15 protein-coding genes are annotated in these 16,821 nt (G+C 49.3%); 10 read left to right on the top strand and 5 right to left on the bottom strand.

Annotated features, from left to right (window positions below; translation table 11 throughout):
* Positions 1 to 95: 95 nt before the first annotated feature.
* On the top strand, positions 96 to 1,094 hold the full coding sequence (gene hemB, locus KDK19_RS02490) for a porphobilinogen synthase (protein WP_257291281.1): 999 nt from the start codon (positions 96 to 98) through the stop codon (positions 1,092 to 1,094).
* A gap of 298 nt (positions 1,095 to 1,392) precedes the next feature.
* The gene (ppk1, locus tag KDK19_RS02485; protein WP_257280368.1) at positions 1,393 to 3,567 is read left to right on the top strand and encodes a polyphosphate kinase 1; all 2,175 of its coding nucleotides are present in this window, start codon (positions 1,393 to 1,395) and stop codon (positions 3,565 to 3,567) included.
* Positions 3,568 to 3,628: 61 nt separating this feature from the next.
* Here the strand turns inward: ppk1 and KDK19_RS02480 are convergent, their stop codons facing one another.
* Positions 3,629 to 4,429 carry a carbon-nitrogen hydrolase family protein gene (locus KDK19_RS02480; RefSeq protein ID WP_257280367.1) on the bottom strand — a complete coding sequence of 267 codons (801 nt, stop codon included), beginning with the start codon at positions 4,427 to 4,429 and terminating at the stop codon, positions 3,629 to 3,631.
* On the bottom strand, positions 4,426 to 4,653 hold the full coding sequence (locus tag KDK19_RS02475; RefSeq protein WP_257291280.1) for a hypothetical protein: 228 nt from the start codon (positions 4,651 to 4,653) through the stop codon (positions 4,426 to 4,428). Before KDK19_RS02475 ends, KDK19_RS02480 begins: the two co-directional genes overlap by 4 nt.
* A 358-nt stretch (positions 4,654 to 5,011) precedes the next feature.
* Between KDK19_RS02475 and KDK19_RS02470 the strand changes: the two genes are divergently transcribed.
* Positions 5,012 to 5,842, top strand: coding sequence for an NRDE family protein (locus tag KDK19_RS02470; protein ID WP_257280365.1), 831 nt, complete (start codon positions 5,012 to 5,014; stop codon positions 5,840 to 5,842).
* A 118-nt stretch (positions 5,843 to 5,960) separates the two neighbouring features.
* The gene (locus tag KDK19_RS02465) at positions 5,961 to 6,389 is read left to right on the top strand and encodes a hypothetical protein (protein WP_257280364.1); all 429 of its coding nucleotides are present in this window, start codon (positions 5,961 to 5,963) and stop codon (positions 6,387 to 6,389) included.
* 138 nt (positions 6,390 to 6,527) lie between these two features.
* Here KDK19_RS02465 and ptsP read toward each other — a convergent pair whose 3' ends face one another.
* The gene (gene ptsP / locus KDK19_RS02460; RefSeq protein ID WP_257280363.1) at positions 6,528 to 8,801 is read right to left on the bottom strand and encodes a phosphoenolpyruvate--protein phosphotransferase; all 2,274 of its coding nucleotides are present in this window, start codon (positions 8,799 to 8,801) and stop codon (positions 6,528 to 6,530) included.
* 212 nt (positions 8,802 to 9,013) lie between these two features.
* Positions 9,014 to 9,508 (bottom strand): RNA pyrophosphohydrolase, encoded by a 495-nt coding sequence (gene rppH, locus KDK19_RS02455; protein WP_257280362.1) that lies wholly within the window; start codon positions 9,506 to 9,508, stop codon positions 9,014 to 9,016.
* 188 nt (positions 9,509 to 9,696) lie between these two features.
* Between rppH and KDK19_RS02450 the strand changes: the two genes are divergently transcribed.
* The 3 genes from KDK19_RS02450 (at position 9,697) to KDK19_RS02440 (ending at position 12,374) form a co-directional block, all read left to right on the top strand.
* Positions 9,697 to 10,353, top strand: a complete 657-nt coding sequence (locus KDK19_RS02450) for an HAD family hydrolase (protein ID WP_257280361.1) — start codon at positions 9,697 to 9,699, stop codon at positions 10,351 to 10,353.
* A 145-nt stretch (positions 10,354 to 10,498) separates the two neighbouring features.
* Positions 10,499 to 11,257, top strand: coding sequence for a tryptophan 2,3-dioxygenase family protein (locus KDK19_RS02445; RefSeq protein WP_257280360.1), 759 nt, complete (start codon positions 10,499 to 10,501; stop codon positions 11,255 to 11,257).
* Positions 11,247 to 12,374, top strand: coding sequence for an aminotransferase class V-fold PLP-dependent enzyme (locus tag KDK19_RS02440; RefSeq protein ID WP_257280359.1), 1,128 nt, complete (start codon positions 11,247 to 11,249; stop codon positions 12,372 to 12,374). The genes KDK19_RS02445 and KDK19_RS02440 overlap by 11 nt, the downstream gene beginning before the upstream one ends.
* Here KDK19_RS02440 and KDK19_RS02435 read toward each other — a convergent pair whose 3' ends face one another.
* A complete protein-coding gene (locus KDK19_RS02435; protein WP_257288378.1) occupies positions 12,375 to 13,568 on the bottom strand; it encodes a class I SAM-dependent rRNA methyltransferase in 1,194 nt (397 codons plus the stop codon).
* A gap of 340 nt (positions 13,569 to 13,908) precedes the next feature.
* Here KDK19_RS02435 and KDK19_RS02430 point away from each other — a divergent pair, with 340 nt between their 5' ends.
* From KDK19_RS02430 to KDK19_RS02420, 3 genes are all read left to right on the top strand, one after another.
* The gene (locus tag KDK19_RS02430; RefSeq protein ID WP_257280357.1) at positions 13,909 to 14,229 is read left to right on the top strand and encodes a hypothetical protein; all 321 of its coding nucleotides are present in this window, start codon (positions 13,909 to 13,911) and stop codon (positions 14,227 to 14,229) included.
* Positions 14,230 to 14,349: 120 nt separating this feature from the next.
* Entirely contained in the window at positions 14,350 to 15,162 is an 813-nt protein-coding gene (locus tag KDK19_RS02425; protein WP_257280356.1) for a phytanoyl-CoA dioxygenase family protein, read from the top strand.
* Positions 15,163 to 15,270: 108 nt separating this feature from the next.
* Positions 15,271 to 16,821 (top strand): hypothetical protein (locus KDK19_RS02420; RefSeq protein WP_257291279.1); only part of this gene is annotated, 1,551 nt, incomplete at its 3' end.

The raw sequence follows: 16,821 nt of genomic DNA, 5'->3' as shown, positions 1-16,821 counted from the left end.
AACGTTATGAGCGGGGTATTCGGCTTTATCCCTCATAACGATCAGGGTTAACAGGCGAAAGAATCACTTTTAATCATCTTCTTCAGAGTATCAGTATGATCCAGCGACCCTTCCCAGCCAGCCGTCCCAGACGGATGCGCTTTGACGATTTTTCCCGCCGTCTGATGCGGGAGAACCATCTTACCCCGAACGATCTGATCTATCCCTTATTCATTCTGGAAGGCTCTAATCACCGGGAAGCCATTCCTTCCATGCCGGGCATAGAGCGGATGACGGTCGATGAGCTGATTCGCGAAGGTGAAGAGCTTCTGGAACTGGGTATTCCGGCCATTGCTCTGTTTCCGGTCACACCGGCTGAGAAGAAGTCTGATGATGCGGCCGAAGCCTGGAATCCGGAAGGTCTGGTGCAGCGCGCCGTTCGTGAGTTAAAACAAAAACTGCCTGAGCTGGGCATTATTACTGATGTGGCTTTGGACCCATACACCAGTCATGGACTGGATGGCCTGATTGATGAAACAGGTTATGTCGTTAACGACCCAACCGTCAATGTACTGGTTAAACAAGCGCTGTCTCATGCCGAGGCCGGGGCCGATATAGTCGCTCCCTCCGACATGATGGACGGCAGAATTTCAGCCATTCGCACCCGACTCGAAGAAACCGGTCATCTGAACACCCGGATTCTCGCTTACTCAGCCAAATACGCTTCCAGCTACTACGGCCCATTTCGGGATGCTGTGGGCTCTGCAGGCAATCTGGGCAAGAGCAACAAGAACAGCTTCCAGATGGATGTAGCCAACATTGATGAGGCTCTGCACGAGATCGCAGCTGATCTCAATGAAGGTGCAGATATGATCATGGTTAAGCCCGGTATGCCTTACCTGGATGTTGTCAGAAGAGCCAAGGATGAGTTCAAGGCACCCACCTTTGTTTACCAGGTCAGTGGCGAGTATGCCATGCATCAGGCTGCGATTGCCAACGGTTGGCTGGACCGAAATGCCATCATGACGGAGTCTTTGCTCTGCTTCAAACGAGCCGGAGCCGATGCCATTCTTACTTACTACGCTAAAGAAGCGGCCCGGCTGATCAGACAATAACAGTGCGGCCGTTATTTAAGGGAACTTAAAGTGCCAGATACGATCTAATAAAAAACGTTTGCTAGCTGGCAGCCCTGTCGAGTCAAAGCGTCATAGGGCTGTCATTTTTCTTTGCTAAATACATCGCGTCTGACTGAACTCGAGGCAGGCTGTCTACAAGGCTGTGCCCAAAGATAATGTCTTAATACTCAACTCAGTCATCAAAACGTCGTACAATTGCGTTAAAACAATAAGCCACCGTCAGTCCGGCTTGTACATGAATTCGTATACTGCCACTAAAGATGTCGCAAGAGGTCCCATGGATAATTCACAAGACCGGGAACTCCCCGAACTCAATGCCAACGCAAAAGAGAGTCTCGAGCCTGTTGCCCAGACGCCTCGTATTACAGACCTTAGTAGCCCGGACTATTACATCAACAGGGAGCTGAGCCATTTGCAGTTCAACCGTCGTGTGCTTGAACAGGCATTGAACGACGACCACCCCTTGATTGAACGCCTCCGGTTCCTGCTGATTTATAGCTCGAACATGGATGAATTTTTTGAAATCCGTGTTGCTGGCCTGATGCAACAGGTAGAGTTTGCCCGCGAGCAAGTGGATTTGGATGGCCTGCGCCCCCAAGCGGTTCTGAAAGAGATCAGCCTTCAGGCCAAGGAAAATGTTCAGCTGCAATATGAAATTCTGAACGACAAACTACTGCCTCGTCTGGCCAAGCAGGGCATTCGATTTATTCGGCGTAACCAGTTGAACGACAAGCAGAAGGCCTGGATCAAGCGCTTCTTCTACAACGAAGTCATGCCCATCATCAGCCCTATTGGACTGGACCCGGCTCATCCCTTCCCGAGACTGACCAACAAACTGCTCTGCTTTATTGTCGCAATGGAAGGCAAAGACGCTTTTGGTCGTGAAACAGGTATGGCTATTATTCCTGCGCCAAGATCTTTACCCAGGGTCGTAGAACTGCCTGAAGAGGTCTGTGACAAGGGTGGCAGGAATTATGTATTTTTGTCGTCTATCATCCATTTGCACATGCAGGATCTGTTCCCGGGTATGACCATCAAAGGTTGTTACCAGTTCCGGCTGACCCGAAACAGTGATCTGGACCTTGAAGATGAAGTGGAAGATCTGGCCAAGGCCCTGCAGGGTGAATTACTCTCCCGCCGCTACGGTGAGGCAGTGCGCCTTGAAGTTGTGGATAACTGCCCACAGCCGCTGGTTGATTTCCTACTGAAAGAATTTGGCCTGACGGAAGATGAACTCTACCGCGTCAATGGTCCGGTCAACCTGACCCGCATGATGTCAGTATGCAACGAAACGTCACCAGAGTTTGATCACCTGACCTTCCCCAGCTTTACACCCAGCTACCCGAAGGTACTGCAAGCCCGAAGCTCCCGTTCTGTTAATATGCTGGATGCTATTCGTAAGTCCGATATTCTATTGCATCATCCCTTCGAATCCTTCACTCCGGTTGTGGATATGCTGCGCCAGGCAGCCACTGATCCGAATGTTCTGGCAATACGTCAGACGTTGTACCGCACCGGAGCACGCTCCGAAATGGTCGATGCTCTGGTAGAAGCGGCCAGGAAAGGTAAAGAAGTCACGGTTATCGTGGAAATTCGAGCCCGTTTTGACGAAGAAGAAAACCTTGCACTGGCAAGAAGACTTCAGGAAGCTGGGGCGGTTGTTGTTTACGGAGTGGTTGCCTATAAAACCCACGCCAAACTGATTCTGATTGTTCGTCGGGAAGGCAAAAAGATCCAGCGGTACGCACACCTGGGCACCGGTAACTACCATGCGGGAAACGCACGACTCTACACCGACTACAGCCTGCTCACCTGCGACAAGGATATGACTAACGATGTTCGCAAGATTTTTCAGCAGCTGACAGGTATGGGCAAGGCTGTGCGTGTGCGCAAACTTTTTCATGCGCCCTTCACGCTCAAGAAAAGCCTGATTGAACTGATCAATCAGGAAGCTGTTAATGCCAGAGAAGGCAAAGCGGCCCGTGTGATCATCAAGGTAAACTCACTGACCGAAAGCCAAATGATCAAGGCTCTCTACCGGGCTTCTCAGGCTGGGGTAGAAATTCATCTGATCATACGTGGCATCTGCTGTCTGAGACCCGGCATTCAAGGACTGTCTGAAAATATTCAGGTGCGTTCTATTGTGGGCCGTTTTCTTGAGCACACCCGCATTTTCTACTTTGAGAACGATGGAAATTCCAGAGTGTACTGCTCCAGTGCCGATGGTATGGTTCGTAATCTGGATATGCGTGTTGAAACTTGCTTCCCCATTGAAGAACCGAAGCTGGCAGCACGAGTGAAGAAAGAGCTGGAACTTTACCTGTCAGACAATACCCGCAGCTGGCAGTTGCAGAGTGATGGTCAATATCTTCAGAACAAACCATCAAGGGGCCAACGTCGCAGAAATGCCCAGAGAAGGTTGCTGGAAACACTGGCAAACTACACTCACTGATTCACAGACAGGGATCCGGGACAAGGTGGGTTTTGTCCTGAATCCATCAATCAACACGCTTTCATAACACTCGATGTTCAAAGCAAGGCATTTGCTTCCTGATCTCCTGCAGTGCTTTTATATTCAGTTCAGTGGTCAAAACACAGGGAGTATTATCGGCTTCTGCCAAGACTTCACCCCAGGGTGAAATAATCATGCTATGTCCCCAGGTTTCTCTCTTATTGGGATGAGTCCCCCCCTGGTTAGCCGCCAGGACATAACAATGGTTCTCGATGGCACGAGCCCTTAATAATGGCTCCCAGTGGGCCTGTCCTGTCACCCTGGTAAATGCTGAAGGTACGGTAATGATTTCTGACTCCCTGACTCTCAGTTCTCGATAAAGCTCTGGAAAACGAACGTCGTAGCAGATAGTCAGGCCTGTTCTGGCAAATTCCATATCCACTACATTCAAATCATTGCCCGGCGAATAGTCATCGGATTCCCTGTAACGACGAGTGCCGTCCGATACATCGGCATTAAACAGATGAATCTTGTCGTAGCGAGTGATTTCATGACCCTGGGGGTCATAAACAAAGCAGGACGCCCTGCTATTCTCTCCTTCATTGACGACACAGGGAATAGAACCACCTACCAGCCAAGCCCCATATTGACGGGCAATGCGGGACATCCAGTTTCTGACCACACTGGTATTATTGCCCAAAGCGGGAATATCCCCCCCCAACTGGGCAAAACATTCAGGCAGCACAAGGATGTTAGCTGATGACTCCATTCCTGAAAGAAGATCTTCTGCCTGCTTTAGATTGGCTTGAACATCAGGTCCGGAACACATTTGGACCACAGCAGCGGTAACTGCTTTACTCATAGGCTTTCCCCTCTGCCATAGATTAACTTCTCCAGTGTAATAGATGTGACACCCTCTGAGTGGAATCCTGACTCCCGGAGGGGCGAGCTTACAATGATAAGAGCTGCCCAAGTGGCTGCCGCCACTACCAGAGGTGTAGCAATGTCAAGACCCGCGCCAATTATCCTCTCCCAGGCACTCTCAGGATAATCAAAAGACTTCTTGTCTTTCGCTGCCTTTATCACATTTCGCATTGCTGATAGGCCAGACACAACCCATCCACTGAGAATGAATCAGCTTTTGCTGATCTTTTCGATGGGCTTTGAGTCGGATACTTTGACGCATTTTTGAACCTGTCTCGCTGCATGGCATTATGCTATTTTAGTCGCAAACAGCAAGGCTAAAGCCTAATACTGGTCAGACCCGCCTCTCAAGAAGCGAATTTTCACCAGCGTTCAGATCAGATTAAGCGAAATTTACTTAAGAAAATGTTGCCAGTTGTTAACCAAGTGCCGTTTATTGGCTTTACCAAACGATACCCTGGCTCGCTGCTGTTTGTACAATCTCAACCCTGTTGATAAAAACAAGAGATGATCTCAATCTATGTGTCTGATTACCCTGTCCTGGCAACCGGATACCGAGTACCCGCTGATTCTGGTCGCCAACCGCGATGAATTCTATGAGCGGCCAGCAAAAACCGTTCACTTTTGGGAGGACAATCCGGAGATTTTTGGTGGCCGGGATTTAGAAGCCGGAGGCAGCTGGCTGGCTCTGAGTTGCAGAGGCAGAATAGCCGCCATCACCAACTATCGGGAATGGCCCCTTCAACCGGGAGCTCTGTCCCGTGGTCATCTGGTGAGTAATTTTTTAAATAGTAACCTATCACCCAAAGAATACCTGAACAAGATTCATCATAAAGCCGATCATTACTCTGGCTTTAACCTGCTGGTCGGCGATTCCAGCGGTCTGTACTACTATTCCAATCGAATGGGCAGTGTTGTTTCATTAAAGCCCGGCTTCCACGCCCTAAGCAACCACCTCTTGAACAGCCCCTGGCCCAAGCTGGAAAAAGTAAAGCAGGGATTGGCTCAGCATGTTGAACATCACCGGAAACCCGAGCCTGAAGCACTGATTTCTATGATGCACGATGACTCAAAAGCACCCGATGACCAACTACCCAATACCGGTGTGAGTCAGGAGCAGGAAAAGTTTTTATCCAGCTGTTTTATAGCCAGCGAACAATATGGAACACGAAACACCAGTGTTCTGATTCTCGACAGGCAGGGTTCTCTCAGCTGGACTGAGCAAATCTATCTGCCTCATGGACAAACCGGGAAAAAACGCCAGCTCTCAATGGCATTTCCAGTATCATGGCAACCCGCCGCGAGATCGGTCAACCTAAAAAATGACCACAAAGCAGCCAAAAACAGCTAACTTTCATAACACATGGTTTGTCTCTATTCCTTTCAGAAGATCTGGAACATTGCTTTCAGCAGCTTCCGCAAAGTGTCGTATCCGCAGTTAATTCGTAGTGAGAAGTAAGGAGTATAAGATGAGATTACAAGCCCCTATCCGACTTTATAAGTCCCTGCTGGCCGCACTGATGCTGTTCTTCTCGATGACCCTGCAGGCCGATGGTTGGCATCAAATAGGCGAGAAACATATCATCCCTTCTCAAGACACGGCAACCATCAAAATCTCTTCTGACAACGGGGACATTCCCTACAAAACTGTGAAATTTCATATCACTCAGGGTAGTTTGAAAATCCGTTCTGCCAAGGTACATATGAGTGATGGACAAGTGATAGACCTGAGTGTCCAGAAGCTTATGCTACCGGGACTGGAAACCCGGGGCTTCCCGATTCCTGACCATGGCCGCTCTATTAAAAAAATTGTACTTTATATTGAGGCTCCCCTCGATCACTCATCCAATGTAGTTGTTTATGGTATCAAAGCAGACACTTCTGAAAAGAAATCCTAGTGCAGCCGAGCTGTCACCCGCATGCGGGGTCTGTCAGCGAGTCAGACCATGGAAGGTTTGTCGGAGCGGTAGGCATAGCCAGACATCAGGTTTTGTTTTCTGAGCTTGAGTGCGTAGCTTCAATGGGTTTGACCCGTTCTAGCTGGAAAAGCGTTTACTCTTGATGCCCATCACTTTACCGAGCCCCTCCCGACAGAGGGCCAACTCCAGAGTGCTCCGGATCAGATGAGAATTGTCCAGCGTCATCACATCCTCCAGAATCTCTCTGGCTCTTTCCAGAGTGATTTTCCTGAGCGCCCACTTCACCTTAAGCAAGTTGGTGGCACTCATGGACAGCATGTCAAACCCCATAGCCAGAAGTAGAACGGAAGCTACGGGGTCACCGGCCATTTCACCACAAATACCGACGGTTCGGCCTTCTTTATGACAATCTTCGACCACTTTTCGAAGCGCCTGCAAAACCGCCGGATGAAAAGAATGATATAAATCAGCCACCCTGGGATTATTACGATCCACCGCCAGAAGATATTGCGTGAGGTCATTGGAACCGATCGACATGAAGTCCACACTCTGGGCCAGTTCACGAACCTGATAGACGGCAGCAGGAACCTCAATCATGACTCCGACCGGAGGCATCACGACCGGCAAGCCTTCGGCTGACACTTCGCCGTGAGCCCTATGGATAAGATGCTGTGCGTCTTCTACTTCAAAGACACTGGTTACCATTGGCAGCATGATTCGAAGATTATCCAGTCCAACACTGGCTTTGAGCATCGCCCGGATTTGAACCAGAAATATTTCCGGATGATCCAGGGTTACCCTGATACCACGCCACCCTAAAAAGGGGTTGTCTTCTTCAATGGGAAAATAGGACAGCGCCTTGTCCCCACCCACATCCAGCGTACGCATGGTGACCGGTCTGGGTGCAAAGGCTTCAAGCTGCTGGCGATAGATTTTTTCCTGTTCTGCTTCGCTGGGGAATCGTTCCTTGAGCATAAAAGGAACTTCGGTACGATAAAGACCGACACCTTCCGCGCCCCGATCCAGGGAACGAACCGTATCAGTCATAAGGCCGGTATTGACCCACAGTGGTAACCGGTGGTTGTCCAGAGTGACACAGGGCAGATCGCTGATCGTTTCCAGCCCTTTACTGAATTCTTTTTCTTCTTCAACAACGGCCTGATAATGTTCCAGCAGTTCCCTGGAAGGTGAGGCATAAACCAACCCAAGGTTACCATCAACAATCAGCTGCTTGCCGGACATCTTGTGATAGGGCAAATCAACGGCCCCCATCACTGTAGGAATACCCAGAGCCCTGGCCAGTATGGCCGCGTGGGAATTGCTTGAGCCCTGTATAGAGACAAGACCCGCCAACTTATCCCGGGGAACATCTGCCAGCATACTGGCTGTCAGTTCTTCACTGATCAGAATGGTTTGATCAGGGTAGGTTATGCACTCATGATCGTGTTGCTGAATACTGGCAAGAACCCGACGACCCAAGTCTTTGACATCAACAGCACGCTCACGCATGTAAGCGTCGTCCATCATTTCAAAATTACGGACGTGCTCGTTTATAACCTGCCTGAGTGCTCCCGGTGCCCAGTTACCCTGTTTCACCCGGTTTCTGATTTCCAACCCCAGTGCATTGTCGTCCAGCATCCGAAGATAGACATCAAATAACGCCTGCTCTTCTGCCGGCAGATGGCCAGAGAGCTTTTCGGCGGTGGCCTTCATTTCCGAACGGACCGATTCCAGAGCCAGATCCAAAGACTCCAGCTCTTTCTTGATGTCGTGGCAGGTTCGATCAGGAACAGCCCCTAAATCAGCGACCGGAGAAACGACAACGGCTTCACCAATAGAAACACCGGTTGCGCCGGGCGTCCCCTGAAAGCGAGCTGTTTTCTGAGTATTGACTGTAACATGCAGGGAACCAGTGGCCTCAGCATGGGCAATAACACCTGCTAGCTGGGCAGACATGGTGACCAGGAAAGCTTCTTCATGCTCGTCAAAACGGCGTTGTTCTTTTTGCTGAACCACCAGTACACCCAGGATCATCCGATGATGAATGATGGGAACCCCAAGAAAAGCATGAAACTTTTCTTCACCGGTTTCCTTGATGTAACGGTATTTAGGGTGGGAAGAAGCTGTTTTCAGGTTGATGGGCTCCTCTCTAAGACCCACCTGACCCACAAGACCTTCGGATTGGGATAAACGGGCGACACCGACAGCCTTTTTATTGAGGCCTTCTGTCGCCATCAATGTATAGATAGCCTTTTCAGCGTCGTAGAGATAGACAGAGCAGACTTCAGTACTAATGGCCTCACGAACCCGCTGCACAATGATATCCAGCGCAGCCTGCAAATTCGAGGCGGCACCGACTTCCTGTACAATCGAACGCAGGGTGTTCAGCATGGTGACTTAGTCCAGTCTACTTATCAGTCTCCTGAGTCTGCTATCTCAAAATAACAGACGCCCGATTCTGTTGTTTACTTTAAAACGGTTTTCCATGTCGTGACTGTCAGAAACAGGCTTCCATCACGCAAGTGCAAGGATAGCACTTGATTGAATATTGTCTGAGCCTTTGAAGCTGATGCCAGTATTGAACATCGTCTCAGTGTCAAAAGTCATGACTCTTTATTCGCTTGCAGGTGTCCTATTCGGGGAGCCAGCTCGCGCAAAGCACGGCGATAAACCTCCCTTTTGAATGAAACGACCTGTCCCAGGGGATACCAATAGCTGACCCATCGCCAGCCATCAAACTCGGGTGATCCTGTATGATCCACACTAACCTCGTCATCACTGCTCAGCAGCTTGAGCAGAAACCATTTCTGTTTTTGCCCAATACAAAGCGGATGCTGGTCTCGACGAACCAGTCTTCTGGGCAGGCGATAACGCAGCCAGCCACGAGTGCACGCCAGAACTTCTACGTCTTCCGGCTGAAGCCCAATCTCTTCATACAGCTCGCGATACATGGCTTCCTCAGGGCTTTCATCATCATTTATACCCCCCTGGGGAAACTGCCATGCTTCCTGTCTGATTCGCCTGGCCCAAAGAACCTGCCCGTGATGATTAGCGAGGATTATGCCCACATTAGGCCTGAATCCATCTGTATCAATCACTTAAGCGACTACCTTAAACTATCTATTACTTTGCATTGTTTCATAAAGCGCTGTAAAACAGCAATCAGGATCTGCGCAATCAGGATGCCACTTTTGCTTTCCTGAAAAGATCATGAACAGCCACTGGGGAGATTTTCGTAGTACAATCACCCCTCGTTTTTCAGCAGTGCAGTCTGGCAGGAGTATTTGTGGCTCTGGCAATTTTTGATCTTGATAACACCCTGATAGCCGGTGACAGTGACTATCTATGGGGACAGTTCATGGCCAATGAAGGCATAGTGGACGCTGCCCGCTTTCATGATGGCAATGATCATTTCTACCGTCAGTATGAAGCGGGTACGTTGGTTCTTAGTGAATACCTTGACTTCTGTCTTGAGCCACTAACCCATTACACTCTGGACGAACTTAAAGTCTGGCATGACCAATTCATGGAGCGGATCATTCGTCCCATTATGCTGGAAAAAGCTGCGAACCTTCTGAAAAAACACCGGGACCAGGGGGATCACCTGATGATCATAACCGCCACCAGCCGATTTGTTACCGAGCCTATTGCCAAAGCCTTTGATGTCGACACTTTACTGGCCATAGAGCTTGAGATTGAAGATAACCGCTACACAGGAAAAGTGGTCGGCACACCGACTTTTCAGGAAGGAAAGGTGATCCGTCTTAAGCAATGGCTACAGGAAAACCCGGAATATTCTCTGACAGGCAGCTGTTTCTATAGTGATTCAAAAAATGACCTGCCCCTGCTGGGCCAGGTGGATCACCCTTTCGCTGTTGATTCTGACCCTGAACTGACCGCAGTTGCTGCTGAGAAAGGATGGCCAGTCATCAGTCTCAGATAAACCGGATTTATTCTTTAAGAACTGTCCGTTTCTATGCTTTATTTAAGAGGTATCAGCAACTTGTCCTCTTCACTGCTGATACCTCCAGAGCAGATGCACCATACCCGGCCACCTGCTCACAATGATTAAAAAAAGCGGAGAAACCATGGACAGATCCCACTTCTACGCATTGATGGAAGGTGAAGGTAAACTGGACTACGAAGTTTATCTCAACACTCCACAAATTCTTAAAGCTCAGAAGCCCATGGCTGATCTTTGTAATAAAGATGAACTGATGTTTCAGGTCGTTCACCAGGTCGAAGAACTCTGGATGAAACTGATCGGTTACACACTACTGGACATCGATGATTACCTTCAGGAAACCCATACTCGCCGAGTCATCACCCTGTTCCAGAGAGTCAACAAAACACTGGACATGATGACCAGCCAGCTGCATCTGCTGGAAAGCATGTCGCCAAAAGAATATCAGGAAATCAGGCTGCAACTGGGCAATGGTAGCGGGCAGGAATCCCCCGGATTCAGAACCCTGCTGAAAATGCCCCCCTTCCTCTGGGAGAGTTATAAAAAACATTACCTCAACCAGAAAGGGCTGACGCTGGAAAAGATCTATAACTCACAATACACTCACTGCGAAGCCTATGTTGTGGCAGAAGCCCTCACCGAATTTGATGAACAGTTTCAGGCTTTCCGTATTCATCACCTTAAGCTGATCTACAGAACCATCGGCATGGGAGCCAAGTCTTTAAAAGGCCGCTCTGTAGAGCTTTTGCAAAAGGGCATTCAACACCGCTTCTTCCCCGAACTCTGGGATATCCGTGGCGCAATGACCGATGCCTGGGGCGGAGAATACGGTGTAAAAAGAGACAACTTGGGCAACCAGAAAAAAGCTGCTCATGACAACTGATATTCAAAAGCTTTTCCATCGACCGGAGCGGGGTGTCTATCTTCTGAACCATTCGGTTGGCTGTCTGCCCATCACCGCCAGCGCCGCTTTGCAGAGTCACTTCCTGGAACCCTGGAAACAGCAGGGCAGTAACGCTTGGGGACAATGGCTCGATAACCTGACCCGATTCAATTCTGCTCTGGCCATTCTGCTGAACGGTAAAACCCGGCAGTTTTGCCCACAGACCAACCTCTCAAGTGCACTGACAAAAATAGTAGGTTCGCTGCCATCGGCACCTTCTGACAGTCATGTTTTACTGTCAGAGCGAGACTTTCCTTCTATGGGATTTGTGATCCAGACCCTGTGTGATCGTTTCGGACTCAGGCCCCGCTTCGTACCCCATGAAGCTGACCTCACAGACCTGAACCGTTGGGATGAAATGCTGTCCGACGATGTCTGGCTGGCTTTTATCACTCATGTTCAGTCCAATGACAGCCTGCGCCTGCCTGTGTCTGACATCACAGAACTGACCAAAAGGAAGTCGATTATTTCAGTCGTAGATATCGCCCAGTCAGCCGGAGTTGTTCCCATTGACCTCAAACTCTGGCAGGCCGACTTCGTGATCGGTTCCAGTGTTAAATGGCTGTGTGGTGGACCTGGCAGTGGTTATCTCTGGGCCAGTGATGACATCATCGAACAATGCAGGCCTATGGATCTCGGCTGGTTTTCTCACCAGGACCCCATGGCGTTTGATATTCATCACTTTAACTATGCGGATGACGCGAGACGATTTACCGGAGGAACTCCTTCCATAATGCCTTTTACCGTCTCTGCAGAGAGTATCCGAACTCTGAGTCATATCGGTACCGAAAGGATTTTCCAACATAATCAGAAGCTGATTGATCGCATGATCGCTCGGATTAATCAAGGAGAGATTCGCTCTCCATTGCAGGGAAATCGTCGAGGAGGCACCCTGGCCATCTCATTTACAGATAACCAGAAAGCGATGAAAGCCATGCATGGTGCTGACATATTCTGCGATCAAAGATCCGAAGGCCTGCGTTTTTCACCTCACATCTACAATACGGAGGAAGACGCAGACCAACTGGTTGCAGTGATTAACCGGCTGAAATGCTAATCAGACTCGGGTCACCCGGGCAATGATCGCCTTGATGTACTCTGTCTCCGGTATGGCAGGCAGAACAGGGTGATCGGGGCCCTGGTGGCCTTGCTCGATGATTTGCAAATTACGATCAATATGGCGGCTGCCCGCTCTCAGAGCATCAAACAGTGAATCTTTTTGAAGATGCATGGAACAGGAACAGGACACCAAAATGCCATCCTTTTCCAGCAACCTCATGGCCAATTCATTAATACGGCGATAGGCCTGTTCACCCGCTTTGGTATCCTTGCGTTTCTTGATAAAGGCCGGTGGATCAACAATCACGACGTCGAACTTCTCACCTTCATCCCTCAGAGTTCTCAGAGTCGTGAAAGCATCGCCATGGATAGACTCAACACGATCGGCAAGACCATTAAGCCCGGCATTTTCATGGACCAGGTCTAACGCTTGTTCAGAAGCATCCACACAGGTGACCTGGCTGGCACCAAAAGCCGCACATTGAACGCCCCAGCCTCCGACATAACTGAAAACATCCAATACTTTCTTAGCATTGACGTAGTGACGCAAACGTCCACGGTTTAAACGATGATCGAAGAACCAGCCCGTTTTCTGACCTTTCATGACGGGCGCCCTGAACATGACACCATTCTCTTCCAGTTCGACTTTTTCCGGCATTTCGCCATAAGCCACTTCTACATACTCAGGCAGCTTTTCCAGCTGTCGACCGGTCCCGTCATTTTTCAAAAGAATACCTGAGGGCTTGAGCACCTTGACCAGAGCATCAACAATGTCGTCCCTGACCGCTTCCATACCAGCGGTGGACATCTGGGCAACAACATGATCACCAAAACGATCAACCACCAGTCCCGGTAAACCATCACTGTCGCCAAAGACCAGACGGTAGAAGGGTTTATCGAACACTCTCTCCCTCAGACTCAACGCCACCTGAATACGATGCACCAGCAGTGAACGATCAAGAACATATTTGCTGTCTCGGCTGACCAAGCGGGCACAGATCAGACTGTTTGGGTTGATATAGCCCGTACCCAAGACTTTGCCTTCAGCACTTTCGATACTGATCAGTTCTCCCGTTTCGAAGTTTCTCAGGGGAGAAGTCTGAGTATCGACTTCGTTGCTGTAGATCCAGAGATGACCAGCTTTCAATCTACGATCAGCCCGGTTCTTGAGGCGGAGAGTTTGTAACGTCATGGAGTGACTACCAGAGCGGCAAGAGGGAAAAAGGAAAGAGCGCATTATAAGGGTTCAGAGCGTTTCGGTCATGCCGGGATGTTTGTCACTCTTTGCCGACAATTGTTAGTGGATGGCCTATCAATGCTTTTCTTAAACTGAAGAAAAGAGGCTACTGATAAGTGTTTTTCCCTGAAAAACCAACGAAAAAGCGAACAAACACGCTGGTAAGTCGCAAAAAATCGACAGACATACGAATGGGTTACAAGTTGATCAATCTTTACTCTGCAACTTATTAACTGGTTGCCTGGAGTCTGACGGGGCAGATGTCGTCCGACGGACTCCTCTGGGAGTAATGACTATGAGAGCACGTCTTCAAGAGAGCCTGGCTGAAATGCTTCTGGGATTTAATGATCTGGAAGATCTTGAGCAGATTAAGTCTCTGGTAGAATCCGCCAATAAAGGATCAGCCTCCGGTGCCAACCACTTTGTCGAGCACTCCGGTCAGGCTGTTCAGCCACAGGACCTGAAAAGCTTCCTTCGTATCTATCCGATGGCACAGGCTCTGGTCGCCATGGTTCGCCATTACGAACTCAACAAAGAGACGGATACTCTTAAGGTCGTTCTCGAATCGCTGCTGGAAGACCTGGAAGAAAGAGAAGCCAACGAAACAATTCACTGATAAGAGACCCAAAGACTGTTCATTCAGCTCAGGCTTTTTATTCAGCTCAGGGTTGTTTGTTAAGCTCAGTGCTGTTTATTCTAATAAAGAATACCTGAACTGAATCAGTGAGGCGTAAGCATGTTGACTCTGTCAAAGGAAAACAGGCGCCAACTCAGCAAGGACGGCTATACGGTCATTCCTGATGCTGTTCCCCAGTCCCTGTGTGATGACGCCATCGATTTAATCACACAATTTCTCGATATTGATCTCTGCAACCCCCAAAGCTGGTACGAAAAAGATCTGGGTTACAACGGCCTTGTGCCCGTTCACCAGCACCAGAGCCTCTGGAATATAAGACAGCACCCTAATATTCACGCCCTTTTCACACAACTCCTTGGCACCGAAAAACTCTGGGTTCGAATGGATAGACTGTCCTTCAAGCCCCCTTCTCTTGATCCCGAAACGGACCAGCTAAAAAGTCATATCCATCTCGACTTTCCGGCTGAAAAACTAACATCGTTGCGCTTGCAGGGCATTCTCTATCTAACCGAGACCAGAAAAAATCAGGGAGCATTCTGCTGCGTGCCCAGCCTTTTCAAAAAAGATGAGGTTCTTAAACACCGCGAAAGTCTCTGGTTTTCTGAAGAGGAGCTGAGTGAACATCCGATCGAACCTATAGAAGGCGAGGCAGGTTCACTGATTATCTGGGACTCAGGACTCCCTCATTCTGGCATGCTGAATATTTCGGACAAGCCCAGGCTGGCAGTCTATATTTCTATGTTTCCGGCAGGCCTGGAAGAGACGGCTGAGGAACGCATAGAACTCTGGCAGGAAAAAAGAGCACCAAAAAAGTGGCGGGGCTTAAACCATCAACAAGACCCTGAACCAGGAGAGCCTGCCCGGCTCACTGAGCTGGGCAAAAAACTGTTGGGGTTGGAGGAATACACCTGACCGTCCCGGCCCTGCCGAGAGTCTCTTAAAAGCGAACATTCAAATCATTGGCTAAGTATCAATGCAGCGTCTAGGCTTCCTATCCACTTTTTCTACGGAAACCTTAACATGACTAGCCTGCAGCTTTGTTTCGTCCTGTTAGTCGCCCAGATATTCTTGTTGCACACTCTGACTTCAGAGGCTCAGGCGGCGACTCAACCTGCCTCTATGACAGTATCGTGCGACTCTCTCACAGGACAAACGTCAGGGGTTCAGAGACGGCTAAACCAGTATAGAGAGCTTTTTCGCGGAAAACAGTGTCTTGTTCTCAGTGCTAACCCGAAAAAGGATTTAGCTAAGTTGATCCGCCAGGCTCCTCAAAACACCGTGGTATTGCTCTCATCCAACTCTGTCCATGCAGGTAAAAAACAGGCTATATACGTTACAAACTATCAAATAGTTTTGAAGGATGGTCAGGACATTATTGGAGCCGCTGATGATGGTTTTGAAATCGTCATCGGTTCCCATTTAGGGGGCAACTCTGTAATCAAGGTAGGAACCACTAAAAATTTCCGGTATAGAGAAACAAGAGACAGCAATATAAGACACATTACTTTCTGGCCATTTGGACGCCCTGATGAACCCAGAACTAACACTGTTGTTTTCGCAGAATGTTATAACCGGAGACTGATTATAAAAGACAATGTATTTCATATTCCTGTCCGATCCGCCGTTCATCTTGACTGCAAACAATCTCTGGATGCAGACGCCGATGGCAGCCGCCCTGGCCCTGGCCTCCAATTTGCCAATAACACGATCAAAGGTCACATCATCAAGAACTGGTACCTGAACTACATGCCCGAAGATGGGGTGTCTGTAAATCTTCCTGCTATCAGGAACCAGTCACACAGAATCGCTGTTACTGGTAATACATTCATGGGCAGAATGGCAGAAGCGGGTGAATTTACTCTTGGGTCCGGAACTCGCCTGGATATTTTCAGAAATAGAGTAGACATTACCAATCATGGCAGTACTAACACACTTCGCGACGCCCGTGCCCAACGATCGCCACGGCTGGGAGGCTTCACGCTTATAGGTCATACCGATGGCAATGCAGAGCCTCCTCAGTTTAACCTGGCAGGCAATCGCATCCGGGTAACCGCGAGAACAGCGGCCGCTATAAACGTCAGCGCCCCTCTTAAACTCGCCCTGGCCTGTAACCACCTGCAGGCCGTTAGTCCGTGGCAACAACTTCAAGAACACTTCAGCCTGAAAGCGGCTGATCCATTACCGTTGGGAGGTGAGTGCGAAAGACCGATGACTTCGACCGTTGAAATGCCAACGCCAAATTCAACCGTTGTCACGCCATCGGTAAACTCAACCGTTTTCATGCCAACAACCATGCCAACAACCGTTCCCTATAACATCAGTCAGATACTGAACACCTGGACAGCCATTAACTCCTCTGCCACGGCCTGTGGTGGACTGACCAACTTCGAAGGTCGTTTCTTCTTTGAATCAGGAGTCTGCCCCACAGTCGCTACGTCCTCTGCTTTTGTTAACAATGTGGCTTTTGGTAGCAACACGATGTCCGCTAAGAGCGCGAGCCCCAGTTCACCGTCGGATGCAACCAGAATGACTACGGGTTTAGGTGTTATAACCACTCTGGCTATATTGCTG

This window comes from Endozoicomonas sp. ONNA1, assembly GCF_024606325.1.
GTDB lineage: Bacteria > Pseudomonadota > Gammaproteobacteria > Pseudomonadales > Endozoicomonadaceae > Endozoicomonas_A.
This window is presented reverse-complemented; position numbering and strand designations above follow the sequence as displayed.

Bases quoted from the DNA above. Each gene is read 5' to 3' on its own strand.
- hemB (WP_257291281.1), top strand. From the start codon at position 96: ATGATCCAGCGACCCTTCCCAGCCAGCCGTCCCAGACGGATGCGCTTT.
- ppk1 (WP_257280368.1), top strand. From the start codon at position 1,393: ATGGATAATTCACAAGACCGGGAACTCCCCGAACTCAATGCCAACGCA.
- KDK19_RS02480 (WP_257280367.1), bottom strand. From the start codon at position 4,429: ATGAGTAAAGCAGTTACCGCTGCTGTGGTCCAAATGTGTTCCGGACCT.
- KDK19_RS02470 (WP_257280365.1), top strand. From the start codon at position 5,012: ATGTGTCTGATTACCCTGTCCTGGCAACCGGATACCGAGTACCCGCTG.
- KDK19_RS02465 (WP_257280364.1), top strand. From the start codon at position 5,961: ATGAGATTACAAGCCCCTATCCGACTTTATAAGTCCCTGCTGGCCGCA.
- ptsP (WP_257280363.1), bottom strand. From the start codon at position 8,801: ATGCTGAACACCCTGCGTTCGATTGTACAGGAAGTCGGTGCCGCCTCG.
- KDK19_RS02445 (WP_257280360.1), top strand. From the start codon at position 10,499: ATGGACAGATCCCACTTCTACGCATTGATGGAAGGTGAAGGTAAACTG.
- KDK19_RS02440 (WP_257280359.1), top strand. From the start codon at position 11,247: ATGACAACTGATATTCAAAAGCTTTTCCATCGACCGGAGCGGGGTGTC.
- KDK19_RS02435 (WP_257288378.1), bottom strand. From the start codon at position 13,568: ATGACGTTACAAACTCTCCGCCTCAAGAACCGGGCTGATCGTAGATTG.
- KDK19_RS02430 (WP_257280357.1), top strand. From the start codon at position 13,909: ATGAGAGCACGTCTTCAAGAGAGCCTGGCTGAAATGCTTCTGGGATTT.
- KDK19_RS02425 (WP_257280356.1), top strand. From the start codon at position 14,350: ATGTTGACTCTGTCAAAGGAAAACAGGCGCCAACTCAGCAAGGACGGC.